16 protein-coding genes are annotated in these 23,707 nt (G+C 68.3%); 4 read left to right on the top strand and 12 right to left on the bottom strand.

From position 1 onward, the window contains the following. Window positions 1-60: 60 nt before the first annotated feature. The 12 genes from ABZ345_RS12685 to ABZ345_RS12630 all read right to left on the bottom strand — a co-directional run bounded on the left by ABZ345_RS12685 (window position 61) and on the right by ABZ345_RS12630 (window position 14,041). The gene (locus tag ABZ345_RS12685) at window positions 61-990 is read right to left on the bottom strand and encodes a hypothetical protein (RefSeq protein WP_359846424.1); all 930 of its coding nucleotides are present in this window, start codon (window positions 988-990) and stop codon (window positions 61-63) included. After that, a complete protein-coding gene (locus ABZ345_RS12680; RefSeq protein ID WP_359846421.1) occupies window positions 990-2,993 on the bottom strand; it encodes a PQQ-dependent sugar dehydrogenase in 2,004 nt (667 codons plus the stop codon). The genes ABZ345_RS12685 and ABZ345_RS12680 overlap by 1 nt, the downstream gene beginning before the upstream one ends. Window positions 2,994-3,154: 161 nt before the next feature. Continuing rightward, window positions 3,155-4,093: a LamG-like jellyroll fold domain-containing protein gene (locus ABZ345_RS12675; protein ID WP_359846418.1), complete on the bottom strand. Its 939-nt coding sequence runs from the start codon at window positions 4,091-4,093 to the stop codon at window positions 3,155-3,157. Further along, entirely contained in the window at window positions 4,093-6,123 is a 2,031-nt protein-coding gene (locus ABZ345_RS12670) for a PQQ-dependent sugar dehydrogenase (RefSeq protein ID WP_359846415.1), read from the bottom strand. Before ABZ345_RS12670 ends, ABZ345_RS12675 begins: the two co-directional genes overlap by 1 nt. A gap of 116 nt (window positions 6,124-6,239) precedes the next feature. Continuing rightward, window positions 6,240-7,031, bottom strand: a complete 792-nt coding sequence (locus ABZ345_RS12665) for an ABC transporter ATP-binding protein (protein ID WP_359846412.1) — start codon at window positions 7,029-7,031, stop codon at window positions 6,240-6,242. A gap of 26 nt (window positions 7,032-7,057) precedes the next feature. Beyond that, a complete protein-coding gene (locus ABZ345_RS12660) occupies window positions 7,058-8,062 on the bottom strand; it encodes an ABC transporter substrate-binding protein (RefSeq protein ID WP_359846409.1) in 1,005 nt (334 codons plus the stop codon). Beyond that, the gene (locus ABZ345_RS12655) at window positions 8,059-8,880 is read right to left on the bottom strand and encodes an ABC transporter permease (protein WP_359846406.1); all 822 of its coding nucleotides are present in this window, start codon (window positions 8,878-8,880) and stop codon (window positions 8,059-8,061) included. Before ABZ345_RS12655 ends, ABZ345_RS12660 begins: the two co-directional genes overlap by 4 nt. Before the next feature lie 378 nt (window positions 8,881-9,258). After that, window positions 9,259-9,945, bottom strand: a complete 687-nt coding sequence (locus tag ABZ345_RS12650) for a phytanoyl-CoA dioxygenase family protein (RefSeq protein ID WP_359846403.1) — start codon at window positions 9,943-9,945, stop codon at window positions 9,259-9,261. Window positions 9,946-9,949: 4 nt separating this feature from the next. After that, on the bottom strand, window positions 9,950-10,933 hold the full coding sequence (locus tag ABZ345_RS12645; RefSeq protein ID WP_359846400.1) for an ABC transporter ATP-binding protein: 984 nt from the start codon (window positions 10,931-10,933) through the stop codon (window positions 9,950-9,952). Beyond that, the gene (locus tag ABZ345_RS12640) at window positions 10,933-11,754 is read right to left on the bottom strand and encodes a carbohydrate ABC transporter permease (RefSeq protein WP_359846397.1); all 822 of its coding nucleotides are present in this window, start codon (window positions 11,752-11,754) and stop codon (window positions 10,933-10,935) included. Before ABZ345_RS12640 ends, ABZ345_RS12645 begins: the two co-directional genes overlap by 1 nt. Beyond that, window positions 11,751-12,626, bottom strand: coding sequence for a sugar ABC transporter permease (locus ABZ345_RS12635; RefSeq protein WP_359846394.1), 876 nt, complete (start codon window positions 12,624-12,626; stop codon window positions 11,751-11,753). The genes ABZ345_RS12640 and ABZ345_RS12635 overlap by 4 nt, the downstream gene beginning before the upstream one ends. 35 nt (window positions 12,627-12,661) lie before the next feature. Next, window positions 12,662-14,041: an extracellular solute-binding protein gene (locus tag ABZ345_RS12630; RefSeq protein WP_359846392.1), complete on the bottom strand. Its 1,380-nt coding sequence runs from the start codon at window positions 14,039-14,041 to the stop codon at window positions 12,662-12,664. A 134-nt stretch (window positions 14,042-14,175) separates the two neighbouring features. Between ABZ345_RS12630 and ABZ345_RS12625 the strand changes: the two genes are divergently transcribed. From ABZ345_RS12625 to ABZ345_RS12610, 4 genes are all read left to right on the top strand, one after another. After that, entirely contained in the window at window positions 14,176-15,291 is a 1,116-nt protein-coding gene (locus ABZ345_RS12625) for a lipase (protein WP_359846389.1), read from the top strand. Window positions 15,292-15,308: 17 nt separating this feature from the next. Then, window positions 15,309-18,818, top strand: a complete 3,510-nt coding sequence (locus ABZ345_RS12620) for a BTAD domain-containing putative transcriptional regulator (protein ID WP_359846386.1) — start codon at window positions 15,309-15,311, stop codon at window positions 18,816-18,818. 34 nt (window positions 18,819-18,852) lie between these two features. After that, window positions 18,853-19,533: a GntR family transcriptional regulator gene (locus ABZ345_RS12615; protein WP_359846383.1), complete on the top strand. Its 681-nt coding sequence runs from the start codon at window positions 18,853-18,855 to the stop codon at window positions 19,531-19,533. A gap of 240 nt (window positions 19,534-19,773) precedes the next feature. Further along, window positions 19,774-23,700 (top strand): amino acid adenylation domain-containing protein, encoded by a 3,927-nt coding sequence (locus tag ABZ345_RS12610; protein WP_359846380.1) that lies wholly within the window; start codon window positions 19,774-19,776, stop codon window positions 23,698-23,700. Window positions 23,701-23,707 lie beyond the last annotated feature (7 nt).

The following is a 23,707-nucleotide window of genomic DNA, read 5'->3' as shown; positions in this document are numbered from 1 at the left end:
CACGGTCGCCGTGGCCCTCGCAGAGGAGCGAGGGCCACGGCGCGTTCGGACGGGTTCGGGTCAGCCCTTCATCCAGTGGTACTGGAGGTGCACCTCCCACGGCTTCGCGACGCGGTCGAGGAACATCAGGCTGTCCATCCGGCAGTTGCAGGCGTTGCCCTCGCGGGTGTTCTGCGGGTAGCTGCCGCCGATCTTGATGCCGCGCGGGTCGGTCGCCGACGCCAGATCAGGCTCCGGTTCACCGACCAGCTTCCACGGGTCGCCCGCGACGACGTACTTGCCGTCGAGAGGCTTTCCGTTGCGGTACAGGACCATCGCGCCCGTGTCGAAGTCGAAGGTGGCCGAGAGGAACACCCATTCGTTCTGCGGCAACAGCTTCTGCCACGGCTCGGTCGCGGCGAACGTCTGCGAGTCGCCGCCGTCGATGCGCCGGGCCAGTGCGACGAGCTTCAGTTCGCCGTCGACCTGGATCAGCTCCAGCAGCGCGCGCACGGCGTGGCCGTTGGAGTCGCCGGAGAGCACGCCGGCCAGGCCGATCGCGCCGTAGAAGTCGTCAGGGTTGGCCGAGTTCGAGTTCGGGGCGGGGTTCTGGCCCGTCATCTTCACCCAGCCCATGATCGACGCCTGGCGCGCGCCGTTGAAGGCACGCAGGGTCGGCACGCCGGTTTCGCTGTAGAGGCCCGCCTTCCAGTCGTCGTTGCCGGCGACGGTGGGGTTGACCTGCTTGAGCTGCAACGAGTTGTGGCTGCGCCAGAACGCGCCGTCCCGCACCCGCATGTCGGCGCCGCCGTTGATCAGCTGCAACGAGGTGCCCGAGCGGCCGCTGTCCTGTTCCAGGGCCTTGTTGCCGCGCACCGGATGCTCGAAGTCGTAGTACGACACCAGGTTGCGGGACAACGTGGGCAGGACCGTGCCGAAGGTGGCCTGTGCGGGTGCGGCCAGGCCCAGGAAGAAGGCCGCAGCCACGCCGAGAACGAGCAGTCGTCTCATCACCGCACTCCCTTGCCCTGCACGCGGAGGTCGCGCAGTCTGCCGATGTTGTCGAAGGAACCGAAGCCGACGCGGCCCGACGAGAAGGTCTTGTCCACGGCGGTCATCAGCGGGTACGGCGAACCGTCCACGTACACCGCGATCTCGCCGGTATCAACGCATTGTCTGACCCTCACACGATGCCACGCCGTATCGGAAACAGCCGGTGCGGCGCCAACTGATCGTGCGGCGTCCCACTGGTGGTCGAGGCGCAGGCGGTCGGCGTTGTTGACGACGAAGATCCCGTTGTGCGGGTAGATCTTGTTGTCGGACGAGAGATGCGCGTAGTAGAACTCGGTGTCGGACCGGTAGCCGAACACGATGATCACGTCCCGGTTGGACTCGGACACCGGGGTGTCGAGCCGTACCGAGGCGTCGATCTGCACCGAGCCGTACGCCGGACCCTTCTTCAGGACGGCGTACTCGAACGGCCGGCGCGGGCCGGGACGTGCCACACCCGGTTGGGCCAGCACGACTTCACGACCGGGGAACTGCCACAGCGCGGGCGTCACGGGCTCCCACGAACGCGCGCCCGACGCCCCGGCGACGAAATCGTGCCCGGTGCGGCAGGAGGCGAAGGTGCGGGCACCCGTCACCTTCCAGATCTTGCCGTTCGCCTTGGCCAGCACGTAGAGCTCACCGGCGGCGTCCTGGCCGAACCGCAGGTCGACGCGGTTCGGGTCGTTGACCAACGCCTTCATCGTGGTCAGCTGACCACCCACGTACACCATCATCTCGCGCGTGGTGGCCATCGGTTTGCCAGTGCGCATCTCGCGTTCTTCGGCGTAGTAGATGAGACCCTTGACGCCCTCGCCGTAGATGTACTTGCCACGCAACGAAGGGATCTTCCAGCCGCGGTAGACGAAGCCGCCCATCAACGCGTTACCGCTGTCGGCACACGGCCGTGACGAGGCGAGCCGGTTGTGGTCGAACGCCGTCACGGGGTACGTGTAGCCGAACTGAGCATCGTCGGCGGGCAACGGGAACACGCCGCAGGACGGGTCGTTCTTGTGGTACGCCCAGAAGCCCTCCCGCTCGCTCCAGCCGAGGTTGGCGCCCTTGCGCACCTCGTACACCGAGTCCACGGCCTTCTCACCGATGTGGCCGAGGAACATCTTGTGCGAACCGCCGGAGTCCCAGCTGAAGCGGTACGGGTCGCGCATGCCGTACGCGTAGATCTCGCCCAGCGCACCGGCACGCGACAGGAACGGGTTCGAGCGCGGGATGCCGTACTGGCCGTTCACGCCGTTGTGGCCGGCCGGGTCGATGCGCAGGATCTTGCCCTGCGGCAGCGCCAGGTCCTGCGGCACGGTCGTCGTCAGACCGATACCGCCGTCACCCGACGCGATGTAGAGCAGGTTGTGGTCCTCGTCCCACCAGTGGGCGTTCGGGTTGAACCCGATCTCCTGGAACCCGTGGATAAACGACGCGTAGCCGACGCGCAGGATCTCGCGGTGCGTGCCGGAGAACAGGTCGGCGCGCGGATCCGAGGCGGTCCACTCGGTGATCACGCCGTGCACCTGCATGTCCGCGGGTGACGGCAGGTCGGGCTTCTTCGTGGTCAGCGCGGAACCGGTCTCGGTGTGCACGGTGTAGAACTTGCCGTTGCGCCTGAAGTCCGGGTGGAACGCGGCGAAGCCGAAGCCGCTGCCCAGGCCCTTGTGGTTGTGGAAGTCGGGGCCCACCACGGCGCCCAGGTCCAGGTACGCGTGCTGGACGCCGTGGTCGAGCAGGTAGAGCTTGCCGTTCATGTCCGGCACGAACAGGCGGCCGGAGCCGTCGGGCAGCTCGCCGAGGTAGTTGATCCTGTTGTAGCGGCGCAGTCGTGCGTCGGTCGGCGGCGGAACCGGTTTCGACTCCGGCAGCTGCGCCACCTCGGTCAGCTCCAGGCCGATGCCCGAGGCACCGGGCGTGGGCAACGGGTCGGCGATCGGCGCATCCGACTGCGCCGACGCGATGGGCACGAGCAATGCTGAGAGCACGAATGTTGTGACAGCCAAAAGAGATAACCGTCTGTACATCCCCACCACCCTGTGGGCCAGGCCGTGGCAGCACGGCAGCGGAAAGCGCTTTCCATTGCAGCGGCCACCGGAATCTACCTAGCTAATAAGGTGGTTACAACCCCTCACCTCCGACCTTTGGTCACCCAGTCGTACTGCCCGCGCACCTCCTCGGCGGTCAGGGCGCGGTCGAGGAACATGAGCCCGTCCAGACGGCAGTTGCACGCGTTGGTCTCGCGGTTGTTCTGCGGGTGGCTGCCGCCGATCTTGATACCGCGCGGGTTCGTCGCGGAGGTCACGTCGGGCTCGGGAGCTCCGATGATCTTCCACGGATCGCCCTTGACCGCGTACGAGCCCTCGACGGGCTTGCCGTCGAGATACAGGCCGACCGTGCCGTTGTCGAAGTCGAAGGTGCCGGCCAGGAACACCCACTTTCCTTCGGGCAGCAACGTCTTGAGCTCGGCCTTGGACACCCAGAACTGCTTGCCGCCGCCGTCGATCCGGCGACCGAGGGAGATCAGCCGCATCCCGCCGTCGTGGTTCTCCGCCTCCAGCAACGCACGGGCGGCGTGCCCGTCCGAGTCACCCGACAGAATCCCCGCAAACCCGATCGCGCCGTAGAAGTCGCCGGTCCCGGACGAGTTCGAGTTCCGCGCGGGCGCCTCGCCGGTGACCTTCACCCACGTCATGATCGACATGCTGCGCGCCTTGCTGAACGCCTTCATCGACGCGACACCGGAAGTGCTGTAGAGACCGGCCTTCCAGTCGTCGTTGCTCTTCTTGTTCGGCTGCACCTGCTTGAGCTGCAACGACGTCGTCGAGCCCGGGAACGCGCCGTCCGCGACCCGCATCGCCGCGCCGCCGTTGATCAACGAGATCGGTGTGCGCGAGTCGGCACGGCCGATGTCGTCCTCCTTCTTCAGGTCACCAGCCAGCGGGTGCTCGAAGTCGTAGTGGTTCACGACCGCGGACGCGATGCCGGGGAACACTTCTGACGGGGGCTGGGCCTGCGCCGGTGCGGCCATCGCCAGCACCAGGCAGAGTCCCGGCAGAGCTTTCCTCATCACTGTGCCTTCCCGCTGATCCGGAGGTCGGCCACGCGGCCGATGTTGTCGAACGAACCGAACCCGATCCGCCCCGACTTGAGCACCGTGCTGGTCGCGGTCATCAACGGCTGCGACGAGCCGTCCACGTACACCGCGATCACGCCGGTGTCCGTGCAGTGCGTGATGCGGACCTTGTGCCACTTCATGTCCGTCACGGCGGGCGGCGCACCGACGGAGCCGTTCCACTGGTCGTCGATGCGCAGCCGGTCGGCGTTGTCGACGAGGAAGATCCCGTTGTGCGGGTAGATCTTGTTGTCCGACGAGAGGTGCGCGTAGTAGAACCGCGTGTCGGACTGGTACCCGAACACGATCACGACGTCGCGGTCCTTCTGCGAGACAGGGGTGTCGAGCCGCACCTGGGCGTCGATGGTCACGTTGCCGAACGCCGGTCCCTTGGTGACGACGGCGTACTCGTTGGGACGCCGCGGACCTGGCCTCGCCGTTCCCGCCTTCGACAGCACCACTTCGGTGCCGGGGAAGCGCCAGCGCGAGGGCGTGACGGGCTTCCAGTCACGAGCGGCGGTCACCCCGCTGACGACGTCACTGCCGGGGTCGCAGGCTTCCAGCGTCTGGATCGTCCCGGTGACCTTCCAGATCTTGCCGTTCGCCTTGGCCAGCACGTAGAGCTCGCCCGCCGCGTCCGTGCCGAACCGCAGGTCGACGCGGCTCTTACCGGCCAGCGTCTTCATCGTCGTGCGCTTGCCCGCCGAGTCGTACACCGCGAGCTCGAACGTCTTCGCGATCGGCGCACCGGCCCGCATGTCCTTCTCGTCGGCGTAGTACAGCAGGCCCTTCACGCCCTCGCCGTAGACGTACTTGCCCTGCAGGGCGGGAATCGCCGTGCCGCGGTACACGAAGCCGCCGATCAACGCGTTGCCGCTGTCCCCGCACCCGCCGTTGGGCCGGTTGTGGTCGAAGCCCGCGACCGGATAGGTGTAGCCGAACTTCGCGTCGTCTGCCGGCAACGGGTAGAGCTGGCACTTGGGATCGTTGCGGCGGTAGGTCAGGTGGCCTTCCCGTTGCCCCCAGCCGAGGTTCGCGCCCGGCGTGACCTCGTAGACCGACTCGACGACCTTCTCGCCGATGTGTCCCAGGAACATCTTGTGCGTGCCGCCGGTGTCCCAGCTGAACCGATACGGGTCGCGCATGCCGATCGCGTAGAGCTCGGCCAGCGCGCCCGGCTTGCCCAGGAACGGGTTCGTGGGTGGAATCCCGTACTTCTTGTTGCCGCTGTTGGAGCCCGAGGGGTCGATGCGCAGGATCTTGCCCTGCGGCACCTTCACGTCCTGTGGCACGTCCGAGCGGTAGCCGATGCCGCCGTCGCCGGTGGCCAGGTACAGCAGGCCGTCGGAGGGGCCGAAGCCGATCTGCTGGAAGCCGTGCAGGTACATCTCGAACCCGATCCGCAACAGCTCGCGCCGGGTGCCCGAGAACGTGGCGGCCTTGGGATCCGTCGCGGTCCACTCGGTGATCACGCCGTGCACCACCGCGTTCGACGATGACGGAAGGTCCGGTTTGCGGTTCTTCAGCGCGTCCTTGGCTTCGGTGTGCGCGGTGTAGAACTTGCCGTTGGTGGCGAACTGCGGGTGGAACGCGACGAAGCCGAACCCGCTGCCGAGCCCCTGGTGGTTGTGGAACGTCGAGCCGATCGTGGCGCGGACGTCGAGGTACGTGCGCTGCCCGCTGCCGTCGCGGTTCAGCGTGTACAGCTTGCCGTTCATGTCCGGCACGAAGAACCGGCCGGACCCGTCCGGGATCTCGCCGAGGTAGTTGATCCTGTTGTACTGCTTGAGCCTGCTGTCACCGGCGGCCGGCGTGGTCGACGACTGCGGCAGCCGCGCGATCTCCTGCAGCTTCACCCCTACGCCGGAAGGAGCGGGCGTCGGGAGGGGGTCGGAGACGGGACCGGCCTGCGCGGCGGCCTGAGGCACCAGCGTGGCCGCGGTGAGGGCCAGGGCTGCAAGGACCGAGAGCGATCGTCCGGACATCGCACCACCTCGTGGATCGGCTTCGGAAAGCGCTTACCACGCGGCGGCTTGCCAGACTTTACCCACGGGTGACCTGCCTCACAAGAGGGTCGGTCAAGGCCGGTCAAGTCCTGCGTTCAGTCGTGTCCCGTCACAGCTCCGAGCAGGTCGCGGATGTGCGCGGTGGCCGAGGCGAACTCCGGGCGCGCCATCGTCTCGGAGTAGTCGCGCTCCGCGGGCAGGTCGACCTCGATGACCTCCTTGACCAACGCCGGCCGCCGCGTCAGCACGATCACCCGGTTCGCCAGGTACACCGACTCCGCGATCGAGTGCGTCACGAGCAGCACCGTCGTGCCGGTCTCCCGCCACACCCGGTGCAGCTCGACGTTCATCTGCTCGCGCGTCAACGCGTCCAGCGCGCCGAACGGTTCGTCCATCAGCAGCACCCGCGGCTGATGCAGCAGCGCGCGGCACAACGCCACGCGCTGCTGCATGCCACCGGACAGCTCATGCGGCAGGGCACCTTCGAACCCCGAGAGTCCGGTCATTTCGATGAGCTCGTCGGCACGCTTGCCCGCCTCGGCGGAGTTCATGCCGCGCATCTCGGCCTGCAGCAGGATGTTGCGCCGCGCGGAACGCCACTCGAGCAACGCCGCCCGCTGGAACACGAACCCGATGTCGTGCCGAGGCCCGCGCACCTCCTCGCCGAGCAGCCGCACCGAGCCGGCACTCGGCTTCAGCAACCCGGACACGAGCTTGAGCAGCGTCGACTTGCCGCACCCCGACGGCCCGACGATCGACACGAACTCGCCGGGCGCGACGTCGAGCGAGACCTGCTCGATCGCGGTGACCTCCGTGCGCTTCGAGTGGAAGCGCACGGAGACGCTGTTGATCTCAACGGCGGCGGTGACTGTTGCGCTGGTGCTCATCCCTGCTGCGCTCATCCCTGCTGTGTTCATCCCTTCGGGGCGACGCTTTCTTCCCAGTACGCCGACGGCTCGGACGCTTCCTTGATGATGCCGGTCTGCTTGAACGTGTCGATGGTCTTCTTCCAGTCGTCCACGGAGTTGACGCCCGGTGCCTTGCCCTTTGTCCCCTCGGTGTGCAGCAACGTCAGCGTGGTCTTGAACTGCTCCAGCACGACCGTCGGCGACGGCAACTGCTCGGCGGCACCCTTCATCGACTCGGCCGCGGCGTCCGGCGACTTCTCCGCGGCGGTCCAGGCCTCCTGCGTGGCCGCGACCATCTTCTTCACGAGCTCCGGGTCCTTCTGCAGCATGGACTTCGACGTGAGCAGTCCGTTGCTGAAGTAGTTCAACCCGAACTCGGAGAACCGCAGGTAGCCGACGTCCTTGCCGGCCTTCTCCTTGATCGTCGGCCCCTGGTCGGACGCGAAGCCCAGCAACACGTCCGTGCGGCCGGAGATCACCGCGGCCATCTTGCCCGCCGGGTCGATGTTCTGGATGGAGACGTCGGACTCCTGCATGCCGTTCTGCTTGAGGAACGCCGGGAACGTCTTCGTGAGCGCGTCACCCGCCGTCGTGGCGACGGACTTGCCCTTGAGGTCCTCGGGCTTCTTGATGTTCTTCTCGGAGAAGAACTGCACGGACGCGGGCGTCGTCTGCAGGAACACGCCGACGCTCTTCACCGGCACGCCCTGCTCCACGGCGGTGGCGAGCGCGGACGTGTCGGCCCAGCCGAAGTCGGTCTGCCCGGCGCCCGTCGCCTGGACCGTCTTGCCGGAACCCTGGCCCGCCTGGATCTTCAGCTTGATGCCGTGCTTCTCGTAGATGCCCTGCTTGAGCCCGTAGTAGAACGGCGCGTGCTCGCCGTACGGGTACCAGTTGAGCGTCAGCGTGACGTCTTTGGCCTCACCGGGTTGTGCCGAGTTGCCACCGCCACCACCGCAGGCGGCGATCAGCACCATCGCGGGGAGAAGGCCTGCGAGCAGCTTCTTCATGATCCGCCTTTCGCGAGAAGGGTTGTGACGGCGGCGCCACGCCTGCTGGAGTGCCACGGCAGCATCAGCTGCTCGGCGAGGTCGAGCAGGAGGAAGAGGAGGATGCCGACCACCGAGATGACGATCAGCCCGGCGAACAGCATCGGGGTGTCCATGTTGCCGTTGGCCTGCAGGATCACGTACCCGAGGCCTTCGTTGGAGCCGACGAACTCGCCGACGACGGCACCGGTCACGGCCAGCGTCACCGCAACCTTGAGGCCCGCGAACAGGTGCGGCAGCGCGGCCGGGAAGCGGATCTTCACGAACGTCTTGACCGGTCCGCCGCCCATCGTGGCCGCGAGCTCGAGCATCTCGGCGTCGACCGACTTGAGACCGGTGACGGTGGAGATCACGACCGGGAAGAACGCCATCAGCACGGCCACGATGACCTTGGGCTCGAAGCCGAAGCCGAGCCACACCACGAACAGCGGCGCGATGGCGATCTTGGGGATGACCTGGGCGAACAGCAGGACCGGGTACGCGGTGCTCTCGATCGTCCGCGAGTAGACCATCGCGACGGCCATGAGGACACCGAGGACGCCAGCGATGACGAAGCCGAGGATCGTCTCGTAGGTGGTGACCCAGGTGTGGCCCCAGAGGTAGGACCACTTGTCGACCAGCAGGTCGAACGTCTTGCCCGGTGACGGCACGAGGTAGGCCTCGACCAGGCCGGTGACGGTGATGAGGTGCCAGATCACGAGGCAGGCGGCGAGCAGCGCGGCCGGACGCCACGATCGCTCGGCGACGCCACGCCAGCGGTCCCCCGAAACCGGTTTCACGAAGCTCCCTTGGTCGGAAAGCGCTTTCCCGTACGCTATGTCCGGCTCACGGGCCGGTCAAGGTGGAGGATCGATCAAGCTGGACCAGACCACCTGCGAAGGTCATCCGACCATTTGTTGTCCATTCAAGGACTCAACGCTTCGAGGTCGGTCAGCGGGATGATCCCCTCGGCGTACGGCTCGGCCGCGGTGGGCATGAGCACGTGCGGTTCAGTGCAGCGTGGGTCGCGCGTCCATGCAGGTGACGGCCGAGGGTGCGGATACGTGCGTCTGGCGACCCGCTGACCTTCAATCCACTTGGGAGCTCGCGCACGGACCACCGCCTTCCCTCTGGGCTCGGCGTGTCGTCTGCCCTTCGCCCGAAGCGGAGGACTCGCGTCAGGGCACCGGCGCGTACGTGTTGCCCGCGTGGTCGCGACCCCGGGCGAGGTAGATCCTGTGCTCACCGGATTTCAGGAACCGCACGGTCGTCGGCATGTACCGCATGGTGTAGCCGCAGCGCCGCAAAGTGCTGCGGTTCGGCGGACTGCCGTGCACCAGCATCGCCGAGTGGACGCTGCACGCGCCGCGCTCCAGCTCCACGTCCACCGCGCGCGACTCGTCGACCGAGGTCTCCTGGTTGAAGAACGAGTCGGAGTTGCCGTGATGCGACACGGGCGCGAGATGGCTGCCGGGGATCACGCGCAAGCAGCCGTTCTGGACGGTGGACGGGTCGATGGCCAGCCAGACGGTGATGGCCTCGCCCGCGGGCGAGATGGTGTCGCGCCAGAAGTGCGCGTCCTGGTGCCACGGCACGGGTTTGCCGTCACCGGCGGGCTTGCAGATGAAGTGGGACGAGAAGAGCGCGATGTCCGGGCCGATCAACGACTCGACGAGGTCCAGCACGTCCGGGTCCAGCAGCCAGGAGAACAACGCCGGGTCGGTCAGGTGCGGCACGTCCATGTGCTCGGGCCGCTCCCCCGCGGGCAGAGCTGCCAGCTTGGCCTCGAAATGTGCCGCCAGGGCCTCGAACTTCGACGGGGCCATCAAGCGGGCGTGCGTCTCGTAGCCGTCGGTCTGGAACATCGCGTCACCTCACGAGTAGGCCGGTCTCCTTGTCATAGCGCAGAACGCGGGAAGCGGGAGCGTCCACCGTCACCACGGCACCGATCGAGGGCTCCTCGTCCTCCGGCACGACGTAGCCGATCTGGTCCTCGCCGCAGTCCAGCGTCACGAGCGACGTCACGCCGAGATTCTCCACAATGGACACCGATCCGGTGAACAACCCTTCCGCGGCAGGCGACAGGTACTCAGGCCGAACACCGACGACGAACTCGCCGCGTGGCACCAGGTTCATGGGCGTCGAGCCGATGAAGTTCGCGACGAACGTGTCCGCAGGCCGCTGGAACACCTCGCGCGGCGTGCCGATCTGCCGGATCCGCCCGGCGTCCATCACCGCGATCCGGTCGGCCAGCGCCAGCGCCTCGGCCTGGTCGTGCGTCACGAACACGGTCGTCAAAGCGAGTTCCCGCTGCAGCTTCTTCAAGAACGTCCGTGCTTCCAGCCTCAACCGGGCGTCCAGATTGGACAGCGGCTCGTCCAGCAGCAGCACCTCGGCCGACGCCGCGACCGCACGGGCCAAAGCAGCCCGTTGTTGCTGACCACCGGAGAGCTGCCCGGGACGGCGATCCAGCAACGCACCCAGACTGAGCCCACCGGCGGTCCGCACGGCGGTCTCCTGCTGCACGGACTTCGCGGCGCCCCGCACCCGCAGTGGATAGGCGATGTTCTCGGCCACGGTCATGTGCGGGAACAGCGCGTAGTCCTGGAACACCATCGCGACCCGGCGATCACCGGGCTGCAGCCGCGTGACGTCCCGCGAGCCGATCGCGACCGCACCGTCCGAGGCGCCTTCCAGGCCCGCGATCGTGCGCAGCAACGTGGTTTTGCCGCAGCCCGACGGACCGAGCAGCGCGAACAGCTCACCGTCGAGAATCTCCAGGTCCAGCGAGTCCACCGCCCGCACCCCGTTGGGGTAGACGGTCGAGAGCTCCTCAACAGTGATGCCCGCCATCAGCTCTTGATGCCTCCGTGGAATCGGAACCCGTACCGCTTGCTCACGAACAGGTACAGCACGACCACCGGGATCGAGTACAGCAGCGAGAACACCGGGATCACCGTCAGATTGGCGCTGCCACCCTCGTCGTACAGGGTGCGCAGCAGCACCGCCGCCGGCTGCTGGCCGACGTCGCGCAGCAGCAGGAACGGCAGCAGGAAGTTGCCCCAGGCGTTGACGAACGCCCACACGAAGATCGTCGCGACGCCGGGCCGCGCGACCGGCAGCACGACGTGACCGAGCACCTGCCAGGGAGAAGCGCCGAACACCCGCGCCGACTCCTCGTAGGAGCGCGGCACGGCGTCCATGAAGTCCTTCAGGATGAAGATGGCTGCCGGCAACATGCCGCCCGCGATCACCAAAGCCGTGCCGAACTGCGAGTTGATCAACCCGAGCTGCAGCATCATCACGAAGATCGGCACCATCGCGGCGGTCCCCGTCACCACTGACGACAGCAGCAACAGCAGGTACAGCAACAGATCCCGCCCGGGTATCCGCACCCGCGACAACGCGTAGGCCGCCAAGGCAGCCAGAACCGTCGTCACCACGGTGGCCACAGCGCACAGGATCAGCGAGTTCACCAGCGACGACAACGTGTACGGGTGGTCGAAGGTCGCGGACACGTTCGACAGCGTCCAGTCCGGCCACCGCAACCCGAGACCTGGCTTCGAGTCGAACGGCGCGGAAGCCAGCCACAGCATCGGCACCGCGAAGAACGCCAGCACCACCGTGATCAGCACGTAGAAGCCGATCCGCCGCAAAATCCACAGAGGACTCACGCGCGCCTCCGCAGCAACCTCAAATACACCAGGGCGATCGCCAGGTTGCCGACCAGCAGCAGCATCGACATCGCCGACGCGTATCCCAGCTGCCCACCCTCCAGAGCCTGCCGGTAGATCAGCACCGGCAGCACCTCGGACTGGTGGTTCGGCCCGCCGGACGTCAGCAGGAACGGCGTGAAGTCGTTGGCCGTCCACAGGCTGATGAGCAGCGTGTTGGTCAGCACGTGCCCGCGGATGTGCGGGAACACGACGTCCCGCACGGTCTGCCAGCCCGACGCCCCCACCAGCCGCGCCGTCTCGAGCTGCGACGGCGGCACCGCGGCCAGAGCCGAGGTGTAGAGCAGCATCGAGAACGCCGTGCCGCGCCACACGTTGAAGATGATCAGGCTGGTCATCGGGTACTGCACCAGCCACGACGTCTCCGGCGAGCCGAGCAGCAGGCCCAGCGTGCCCGTGTCGCGACTCAGCACCGCGAACCACAGGAACGCCACGACCGTGCTCGGCAGGATCCACGACAGCAGGACCAGGCCCTCGGTCGTGCGCCGCAACCACGGGCTCACCGACCGCAGCAGCCACGCCAGCGCGAAGCCGAGCACGTTCTGCCCGACCACCGCCGAGAACAGCACGAACAGCGCCGTCAGCCACAGCGAGTTGGTGAACAGCGGGTCGCGGACGGCCTCGACCAGGTTGTCCAGCCCGACCACCTGCGGGTTCGCTGCCGCGGCCCCGGTGAGCTGGTAGTTCGTGATGCCGATGTAGAGCGTCCACAGCGCCGGGAACACGAGGAAGACGGCGATCAGCAGCAGCGCCGGGGCCACGAAGGCGACCGCGCGCCGGACGCCCAGGCCGGAACTGTCCGGGCTAGCCAAGGTCGTCCTCGCCGCCCGCTCCCGGACACATCGGGCTACCCGACATTCCCCTCACCCACCGCCTTCACCAGCGCCTCGCGGTAGGCCTTGGCCGCGTCGTCCGGACTCTTGCCGGACACGATGTCCGCCGTCGCCTGCTGCAGAGCCGCCGACACCTTGGGATAGCTGGCGAGCCCCGGCCGGTATCGGGTGATCGGCAGGACCTTCTCCGCGATGAACGTCAGCATCGGGTCGCCCTTGAGCACCTCGTCGTTCACGTCCTGCCGCTGCGTGAGCTGCGCCGTGCCCGCCAGCGACTCCTTCACGGCCTCGGCGGAGTTGAGGAACTGCATGAACTCCCACGCCTGCTTCGGATATTTGGTGTTCGGGTTGATCACCCGCACGCCACCGCCGGACATGCTCACGAAGTCCTGCCCGCCCACGCCCGCGCCAGAAGACTTGGCCGGAACCAACGCCCAGCCCACGGCCGTGTCACGGTCCGCCATCTTGGCGACACCGTTCTTGGGCTCGACGACCGAACGCCAGAAGTAGTCGCTCTCCAGCAGGATGCCGATCTTGTTCTCGCTGAACAGCTGGAACGACCGCTGCCGGCCGTTGGCCTCCTGCTGCAGCACGGGATCGCCGAGGCCGCCGCCGTAGACCTTCTGGTACAGCCCCAGAACGTCCTTCAGCTGCGCCGAGTCCCCTTGCCACTTCCCGTTGTCGTAGATGGGCTTGCCGGTGCCGGCCAACGCGGGCAGCACGCCCTGCATCGTCGTCGCCTCGCCCATCGCGGTCCCGGCGTTGAGCTGAAGCGGCGTGACGCCGGGCAGGGACTTCAACCGAGCCCCCGCGTCGAGCACGTCCTGCCACGACCGAGGCTGCCAGTCCGCGGGCAACCCCGCCTGCGCGAACAGCTTCTTGTTGAAGAACAGCACCCGCCCGTCGGTGCCCATTGGCACGCCGTACCGCTTGCCCTCGAACTCGCCGAGCCCCTGCACGGCCTTGGGGATCTTGTCCCAGCCGTCCCAGTTCGTCCCGCCGACGACGTCGTCCAGGGGCTTGATCTGCCCGGCCTGCGCGAACTCGCCGAGCCAGATGCCGTCGATCTCGATGATGTCGCCACCGCCGCCGGTCTTCAGGTCCAGCGCGACCTTGGTCTTGAAGTCCTCGTCGCCGGTGCCGTTCTGCTCGAACTTGACCGTCGCCGTGACTCCGCGAGCCTTCTGCTGCTCGGTGAACTTCGGGATCACCCAGTTCTGCAGCCAGTTCGCGCCGCGGGCGTTCTTCCCGCCCTGCGCCGCGTTGGCGACGATCGTCAGCGTGATCTCCTTGGCGTCGGCGTTGCGCGCCTGATCACCCTCCCGCGTCTGCCCGAGACAGCCCGCGAGCAAGCCGCACGCCGCCAGCAGCCCGAACACCGTTGTCCGCCGCATCCGTGATCTCCCCACCCAGAGGCCCCACTGGTACGTCAACGACCAACTTGGCACTGGATCACCCCCGCCACAAGCTCTCAGCGCCCTCTCAGTGGGCGGCTGGAAGGCTGCCGCGCGAAGGGGGTAGATCAACAATGCACCTGCTCACCGCGGCCGTCCTCGCCGCGTCCGCACTCGTGTCACCGCAGGTCAGCGGCCCGTTCCCGGTCGGGACGTTCGACGCTCACCTCATCGATTCCACGCGGCTCGACCCGTTCCAACCGTCGAAGAACCGGGAACTGATGGTCACCGTCAGCTACCCGGCCCAGCGCCGCGGGCACCAGGCGCCCATGCTCTCGGAGGGCTTCGCCAAGGCCGCCGACCCGATCATCTCCAGCCCGGCGTTCCTCGACGTTCCGGCTGGGACGGTCGGCTGGAGCGGCACGCGCAGACAGGCCCGTGTGGACGCTCCACCGATCAAGAACAGGTGGCCGGTCGTGCTGTTCTCCCCGGCCCTGCAGGCGCCGCGCGAGTTCTACACGAGCACGGCGGACGACCTCGCCAGCCGCGGTTACGTCGTGGTCACCGTCTCCCACACGCACGAGGCGTTCGCCGTGGAGTTCCCCGGCAATCGCATCGAGTACGGCGGGGTGGACGGCAGCCCGGCCACCATGAAGAAGGTCATCGACACGCGGGTGGCCGACATGAGGTTCGTGCTCGACCAACTGCCCAGGCTCACCCGGAACGCCGATCTGGGCAAGGTCGGCATCGCCGGGCACTCCATCGGCGGCTACACCGCCGGCGAGACGATGGCCGGCGACCGCAGGTTCGACGCGGGCATCAACATCGACGGCGGCATGGAGCACACCGGCGACGGCGGCCCCTACTCGCCCGGCCGGGTCGTCACGGAAGGCCTCGACCGGCCGTTCCTGCTGTTCGGCGGCGACGACGGCGAGCGCGAGCTGTCACACGTCGACACCAGCCTGACCAGGACGTGGGCCGAGTTCTGGCACCACCAGCGCGGGTGGAAGCGGGACGTGCACCTCGACGACGGCGCGCACTTCGGCTTCAGCGACCTGCAGTGGGCCGTGCCCCAGATCGCGGCCATCACCCCACAGCACCGCGAGAGTCTCATCGGGACGATCGACCCGCGGGACGCGCTGAAGGCTCAGCACGACTACGTGGCCGCGTTCTTCGACCTCCACCTCAAGCACAGGAGAACGACGCTGTTCGACCGGCCACGTCATCCGGGGGTCCGGCTGGTGGAGTGACGGTATGGTCCGAACCGATGTCAGTCGAGTTCAACGTCCTCGGACCACTGCAGGTCCGCGTGGACGGCCACGAGCTTCAGCTCGGCGGGTTCACCCGCCGGGCGACGCTCGGGTTCCTGCTGCTCAACGCCGGGCGCGTGGTGTCGATCAGCGAGCTGACCGAGGCGTTGTGGCCGGACGGGCATCCACCGACAGCACGCGGAATCCTGCTCAACGTCGTGTCGGCGCTGCGCAAAGCCGAGCTCGACCTCGTCACCCGCAAACCCGGCTACCTGCTGCGCGCGGAACCGGATCGCGTTGACCTGCACCGGTTCCGCGCCGCGGTGGCCAGAGCGATCACCGCTCCCGGGCCCGAGCAGAAGGCCACGATCCTCAGGGACGCGCTGGCGTTGTGGCGCGGACCGGTGCTCGCCGACCTGGTCGCGGACGGCGTCACGTGGCCCGCGCTCGTCGAGATCGGGCACCTGCGCGACATCGCGGTCGAGGACAGGTTCGACGCCGAGCTGGCGTGCGGAAAACACCGCGAGGTGACCGCGGAACTCGAGGCGCTGGTGCGTGATCACCCGCTCCGGGAACGTTTGCAGGGCCAGCTGATGCTCGCCCTCTACCGGTCCGGCAGGCAGGCCGACGCGCTCGCCGCTTTCCGCGCGGCACGGGAGAGGTTCGCGGCGGAGCTCGGCATCGACCCGGGCCGCGACCTGGTGGCGCTGGAGCAGGCGATCCTAACGCAGGACGAGTCGCTCGCGCTCACGGCCGCGCAACACCCGCTCGTGCTGGAACGCAAGAAGGTCAGCGTTCTGGTGACCCGTCTCGAACTGGACGGCGCCGACGAGGCCGCGGACGAACTGCTGGAGTCCTCCGTCGCCGCGATCAGCGAGAAGATCGAGGGTCTCGGCGGCGTGATCGTCACGACCCTGGGGTCGACGGTGTGCGCGGCGTTCGGCGCCCCGGCCGGCCGCGAGGACGACGCGGCACGGGCGGTGCGCGCGGCGTTCGAGATCACCGGCAGCCACCCGGCCGCGGCGGCTGTGTGCACGGGCCCGGCGCTGGTCACGTCCGGAGACAAGCTCGAAGTCGGCGGCACGTTGCTGGACGGCGCGCTGAGACTCGTCGCTCAGGCTGCCCGAGGCGAGGTCAGGACCTGCCCGACGACCGACCGCACGCTCACGCCCGCCGGAGACGACACGCCGTTCGTCGGCCGGTCGAGCGAGATGGCCGCGGTGTGCGAGGCGTACGAGCAGGTCCAGCGCGCGAAACGGCCGCGGCTGATCACGCTCGTCGGTGAGCCGGGCACGGGAAAGTCCCGGCTCGTCAGGGAGTTCGCCGCCGGGCGAAGGACCCTGACCGGTCGCACTCCCCCGTTCGGCCGCGACGACGTGTTCGCCCCGCTCGCCCAGATCGTGCGCGGCCACGCCGGAATCCTCGACTCCGACCCGCCGGACGTCGTCACGGACAAGGTCAAGGCGATCAGCGACGACCCGTGGCTGGTCATGCAGCTGTGCGCACTGCTCGGCGTGGTTGGGCAGGGCAGCGACGTGCTGATGGCGTGGCGCAGGCTGATCGAGCACATCGCCGCCGAACCGCTCGTGGTCGTGGTCGAGGACCTGCACTGGGCGGACGACCTGCTGCTGGACTACCTGCACGGACTCGCCGGCACCGCCGACGACGTGCCTCTGCTCGTCCTCGCCACGGCACGGCCCGAGCTGCTGGAACGCCGTCCGTCCTGGGGCGAGGTCGTCAGTCTCGACGCACTGTCCGAAGAGGACACCACGCTGCTGCTCAAGATGCTGACGACCCGCCACGAGGTGACGGCGGACCTGCCAGAGCTGCTCCAGCGTTCGGCGGGCAACCCGCTGTTCGCCGGCGAGTACGTGCGCATGCTCCGCGACGGCGACCAGGACACCCTGCCCGACACCGTGCAGACGGTCATCGGCGCGCGGCTCGACTCGTTGCCACCGCTGGAAAAGGTCGTGCTGCAGGACGCGGCCGTCATCGGCGCGACCGTGTGGCCGGGCGCGGTGGCTGCCGTCGCCGAGCGTGAGGTCGCCGAGGTCACGCGCTGCCTGGAAGTGCTGCGGCAAAGGGACTTCCTCAAGCGCAGTGCCACCAGCAACGTCGTCGGCGAGGCCGAGTACACGTTCAGCCACGTGCTGGTGCGCGACGTCGCGTACGACCGGGTCCCGCGCACCACCAAGGCCATGAAGCACTACCACGCGGCGGAGTGGCTCAAAGCGCTGCCGCTGGAGCACGTTCCGTTGTTGGCGCACCACTTCCAGCAGGCCGTGTGGCTGGCCGAAGCCGCTGGACGTCCGTGCGACATCCTCGGTCAGAAGGCGCGCGAGGCACTCACCGAGGCAGGGCGCAAGGCGACCGGACTCGCGGCACGCGCCACGGCTGTGCGCTCCTACCAGGCGGCGCTCGCGGTGTGCCCGCCTGGACACGAGGACCGGGCCGCGCTGCTGACGTTGCTGGGATCGAGCCTGGCCTGGGACGGTGAAGGCACCGAGGAACTCGCCGAGGCGGTGGACCTCCACATCGCGAAGCAGGACTTCGCGGGCGCCGCGGAAGCCTCCAGGGCGGCGTGGAGGGCCTGCTACCACCGCGGCGACCACCAGGAGGCCCACCGCCAGCTGGACCGCACGCTGGCGTTCCTGGAGCAGGCCGAGCCGAGCGAGCGGACCTGCGGCGTTCTCGCGCACGCCGCCCACTCGCTGACGCTGGTGGGCCGCGCCGAGGAAGCGATCACCACGGCACGGGCGGCGCTGACCGGTGCGACCGGGCTGGACCGAGGGGTCGCCCTGGAGACGCTGGGCCTGGCCAGGGTCAAGATCGGCGAGCCGGAGGGTGTCGACGACATCCGCGAAGCCGTGGCCGAACGACGCAAAGCCGGGCTCTCCCCCAGCCTGGGCCTGTTCAACCTGGGCAGCGCGTACGCGACGCTCGGCGACACCCGCGCACGCAAAGCCGTCCGCGCCGAGGCACGGGTGGCGGCGCTGCGGCACGGCGACAACTACACGCTTTCCTGGCTCGACTCGTCCCGCTACGTCGAGCTGTTCTGGGAAGGCCGCTACGACGAGGCGCTGCAGAACCTCGACGAGGCGATCGGGAACGCTCCCAGCCAGCCGTACCTCTACTCCATCCGCGGCCGCATCAGGCTGCTGACCGGTGACCACGCCGGTGCGCGGACCGACGCGGCGAAAGCCCTGGAATCAGCCAGGGCCAAAGCACATCCGGGCGAACTGCAGCACCCGCTCGTGCTGCGGGCGCGAATCGCGTTGCTCGACGGCGAAAACGCCGAGGTGGACGAGCTGCTCACCCTGCTGCCCGGCCGGCAGATCACCGGCCCGATCGGCGTCAGCCTGCCGATGGTGCTCGCCGCCGCGGGTCACGGCCCGCAGTGCCTGGCCGGGGTGTCATGGTCACGCTGGAAGGACGCGGCCGTCGCCTACCTCCGGGGAAACCGAGAAGAAGCTTCCCGGATGTATCGGGAGATCGGGTCGATTCCGGACGCCGAGGAAGCGCGATGAGTCGCCAGTTATCGGACGGAAATAGCGTCCGGGTGTGTCCGCCATCCCACGCTATTACCAGGCCAAGACCAAGCTCCTCGACCTGCTGAGCGAGCTGCCCGACAACACCGGGTTCCCGCCGGAACGCGAGCTCGCCGAGCTGTTCGGCATGTCCCGCACCACGATCCGCAAGGCGCTGGACGAACTCGTGCTCGAGGGCAAGCTCATCCGCAAGGCCGGCCGGCAGGGCACGGCCGTCGCGCCCCGCAAGCAGGTCCACCGGCTGAGCCTGGACGCCATCGTCCAGGACCTCGCCACCCGCGAGTCGATCGTGGTGCGGACTGTCGGCGCGCAGGACGTGATCAACGTCGAGTCGATCCTCGTCCGAGGGGACGAGCCGATCGGCGTGCGATCGACGTACCTGCGCGCCTCCCAGTTCCCCGGCCTGGCCGAGGCCTACGACCGCAGTGCGCCGCTGCGGAGGTTCCTCGTCGACAGGTACAAGGTCCGCTTCGGCGAGCTGCACCCGTGGTGCACCACCGCGCTGGCCACGCCGCGCATCGCCGGGATGCTCGACATCAGGCCCGCCACACCGGTCCTGTCGATCGCGTGGATGGCCCACGACTTCCGCGGTGTCCCGATCGAACGATCATGGGTCGTGCTGCGGGGCGATCGCGCGCACCTCACGATGCACCTGCCGCGGGCCGATCACGTCGTGCGCCGGTCGACCGCCTGAGACGGCGGTTCAGGCGGTCCGCACCGCACGCAGGCGCACGGGAGAACCGTTGTGCCCCAACGCAGACCGGGAAGCAGCTGACGTGTGCACACGTCCCCTTCAGTCCCGTCCTCGTCGGTCATGCACCAAGCGTGCCACCGCGACGCGGAGAAGGCCCGTGCTGGGCTAGACCAGCGGATTCGAGGGATCCGACCAGATTCTCGCCGCTAGCGTTCTCGGTGACTCGCAGCGGGAGGCACCGTGACCGACCACACCCGGCGCCGCATGTGGTTCCTGGACCAGCTCGACCCCGGCAACCCCGGCCATCACGTCACGCTGATCACCACCCCTGCCGTCATCAGCGTGCCGGACACCCTCCTGGTCCGGTTCGACGACGACGGGCGGCCCGTCCCCGGTGGGCCGCCCGTCGTCACGCGAACCGCTCAGGTCTCCGATGTGCGGGCAGCGGTTCGTGCCGAGATCACCGAACCGTTCGACCTGCGCACCGGGCCGCTCGTGCGGGCGTTGGAGATCAACTCGTCGCTGCTGGTGCTGACGATGCACGGGATTCTCGGTGACATCCGCGTGCTGGAGTCGGTGCTGGGCGGCGCTTTTCCTGAAGCGCCAACCGGTTCGCCCGAGTACTGGCTGGAGCAGCTGCGGGACCTGCCGGTGCTGGAGCTGCCGACGGACCGGCCGCGACCGCCGCTGCACAGGCCCGAGGCGGGTGTCGTGCCGTGGTCGGTGGACGTCGACTCCGATGCGCTGCTGGCGGCCTTGCAGGTGGTTCTGAGTCGCTACACGCGGTCTGTCGACGTTCCTGTCGGCGTTGTCGTGGCTGACGAACTGGTGGTGCTGCGCGGAGATCTGTCCGGTGACCCGGCGTTCGGCGAGCTGTGCGGGTTGACGGCCGAACTGCTCGCCACGGCCTCCTCGCAGCTCGTTCCGTTCGACCAGGTCGTCGATCTGGTGGCGCCGGAACGCGACCTGTCACGGCATCCGCTGGTGCAAGTGCGGGTGGATCTGCGGCCGCGCCGGGATCTCTACGACCCCGAGGTCGCGTTCACCAGCTTCGACATCGAGATCCAGAACGGCCGGGTGCTCTACAACCGGGCGTTGTTCGACCGGCCGCGGATCTGCCGGTTCCTGACCCACCTCGCGCGGGTGCTCACCGCGTCGAACGACCAGCGCCTGTCGGAGATCTCGATGATCGACCAGGACGAGGCGGTGCTGCTGGAGCGGTGGAACTCCACCTCCGAGTACCTGCCCGACGTGAGCGTTCCCGACCTGTTCGCCGAGCAGGTGCTGACCACGCCGGACGCGGTCGCGGTCGAGCACGGCGCCGACTGCCTGACCTACCGCGAACTGGACCGGCGGTCCAACCAGCTCGCGCATTTGTTGCGGTCCAAGGGAGTCGCTGCCGGCGACCTGGTCGGGCTCTGCCTGGACCGGGGCGTTGACCTGATCGTGTCGATCCTGGGTGTGCTGAAGGCCGGTGCGGCGTACGTGCCGATCGACCCCGAGCACCCCCTCGACCGGATCCAGTTCCTGGTCGACGACGCGCAGCTGACTGTGGTGGTGAGCCGGAACCGCGTGCTGTTCCACCGTCCACTGTGTCCGTCCGATGCGGACTCGCAGCCGGACACCGCCCTGGAACGGGTGGATCCGGCCGCACCGGCGTACATGATCTACACGTCCGGCTCGACCGGGCGCCCCAAGGGCGTGCTGATGCCCTCCAGGTGCGTCGTGAACCTGCTGTGGTGGCAGGAGAAGGCCCTCGAACGAGAGCTGGACAGCCGCACCGCCCAGTTCACCACCCCAACGTTCGACGTGTCGGTGCAGGAGATCTTCTCGGCACTGCTGTTCGGCGGCACCCTGGTCATCCCGGACGACGAGGTCCGGCGCGACCCGGCCGCGTTCGCCGCCTGGCTGGACGCTCAGCAGATCACCCGGCTGTTCGTGCCGGACTCGGTGCTGCGGGCGGTGCTGGACGAGGAACCGTCGTTCGCGTCGATGCGGCACATCTCGCAGGCCGGCGAACCGCTGACGCTGGACGTCCGGCTGCGCAACTTCTGCGCGCTGAGGCCGTGGCTGCGGGTCCACAACCACTACGGTCCGGCCGAGTCGCACGTCATCACTTCCTACTCGCTGCCCGCCAACGTCCTGGAATGGCCTGCTACGGCACCAATCGGCCGTCCCATCGACAACACCCGCGTCCACCTGCTCGACGCGAACCTGCTGCCGGCCGCGATCGGTGTCGCCGGCCAGCTGTGCGTGTCGGGAGCAGGGCTCGCGTCCGGTTATCACCGACGTCCTGAGCTGACCGCCCGGAACTTCGTGGCGAACCCGCACGAGCCGGGCGAGATCATGTACCTGACGGGCGACCTCGCGTCGTGGAGCGACGACGGTCAGCTGCAGTTCCACGGACGGGTCGACGACCAGGTGAAGATCCGCGGTGTGCGGGTCGAGCCGGGCGAGGTCGAGGCCGTGCTCAACGCCCACCCGGCGGTCACGCGAGCCGTGGTCGTCTTGCGGGACAAGCAACTCGTCGCCTACGTGACCGGCGAGACCGATGATCTGCCTTCGTACTGCGCCTCACAGCTGCCCGTCCAGCTGGTGCCGTCGGTCTTCGTGCCGCTGACGTCGTTCCCGGTGCTGGCGAACGGCAAGATCGACCGCCGTGCGCTGCCCGCTCCCGCGCTCCGCTCGCCGCACGTCCGGCCGCGCACCACCGAGGAAGCCGCGCTGTGCCAGGTGTTCGCGGACGTACTTGGTGTCGAGGACGTGGGCGCCACCGACGACTTCTTCGCGCTGGGCGGCCATTCCCTGGTCGCCACCCGCGTGATCTCCCGGGTCCGCGCGGAGCTCGGCGCCGAGCTGCCGTTGCCCGCGTTGTTCCACCACCGCACCCCCGAACGACTGGCGCGCGTGCTGTCGGGCGAACGGTCGTGGACCAGGCCGGTGACTCCTCGCCCGCGCGGCCCGGTTCCGCTGTCGATCGCGCAGAACCAGGGCAACCGGTGGTTCGGCTCGGTGCTGGCCGCGGGGTTCTGGACCGTGCCGCTGGCCCTGCGCCTGCACGGATCACTCGACCTCGGCCATCTTCAGGCGGGGCTGGACCGAGTGGTGCGGCGGCACGAGGCGTTGCGGACGGCGTTCGTCGAACGGGACGGCGTCGTGGTTCAGGAGGTCCGGCCCGCGCAACCCGTGCCGCTCAAGGTCGTCGACGCGCCCTCGGCCGAAGAAGCGGCGTTCATCGCGGGCGACGAGATGACCGTGCCGTTCGATCTCGCGAGCGGGATGTTGTTGCGGGCACGCGTTCTCAAACTCGCGGATGACGACCACGTGCTGCTGCTGACCATGCATCACCTCGTCAGCGACGGCTGGTCACAAGGCCTGCTGATCGAGGAGCTGAACGGCACCGCGCCCGCACCGGACGTTCATTACGCCGACTTCACGTTGTGGGAGCGGGAAACCCTGTCGCCCGAGCACGAGAAGTACTGGCGGCAGCACCTGGAGGGCATGAGCCCGATCGAGCTGCCGGCGAAGGCCGGTCGCGACCTCAACCCGCTCGGACCGGGCGAGCTGCTGCCGTGGTCGCCGGCCCCTGAGCTGCTGGTGAAGGTCGCCGCGCTGGCCACTCAAGAGCAGGCGACGCCGTACGAGGTGCTGCTGTCGGCGTTCAAGGTCCTGCTGTCCCGGACCACTCGGGCCACCGACGTCGTGGTCGGCACACCGATGGCCAACCGGGTGCGGCCCGAACTGGAGCGGGTGATCGGGTTCTTCGCGAAGGTCGTGGCGCTGCGGACCGACCTGTCCGGCGACCCGGACTTCCGCGAGGTGCTCCGGCGCGTGCGGGCGACCACCGCCGCCGCGCACGCACACCAGGAGGTGCCGTTCCACGAGGTTGTGGAGGGCATTCCGCTGCGCCTCACGTTCCAGCTCGTGCCTCCGGTACCGGCGCTCGAGCTTCCTGGAGTGACCGCGACACCGTTCGAGGCCAGGCAACGCGGACCGGTGATCGTGAAGTCCGAGGTGACGTTCCACCTGCACGAGTCCGGCGGGCACGTCATCTACAACTCGCTGCTGTTCGAGCCGTCGCAGGCAACGGCGCTGCTCGAGGCGTTCGAGAACGTCCTGCGGGCCGTCACGGCGGACCCGTCGCAGCGCATTTCGGAGATCCAATAGCGTGAGA

The organism is Lentzea sp. NPDC005914, assembly GCF_040629405.1.
GTDB lineage: Bacteria > Actinomycetota > Actinomycetes > Mycobacteriales > Pseudonocardiaceae > Lentzea.
The sequence above is the reverse complement of the archived record's forward strand: the minus strand, read 5'-3'. Positions and strand labels throughout refer to the sequence as shown.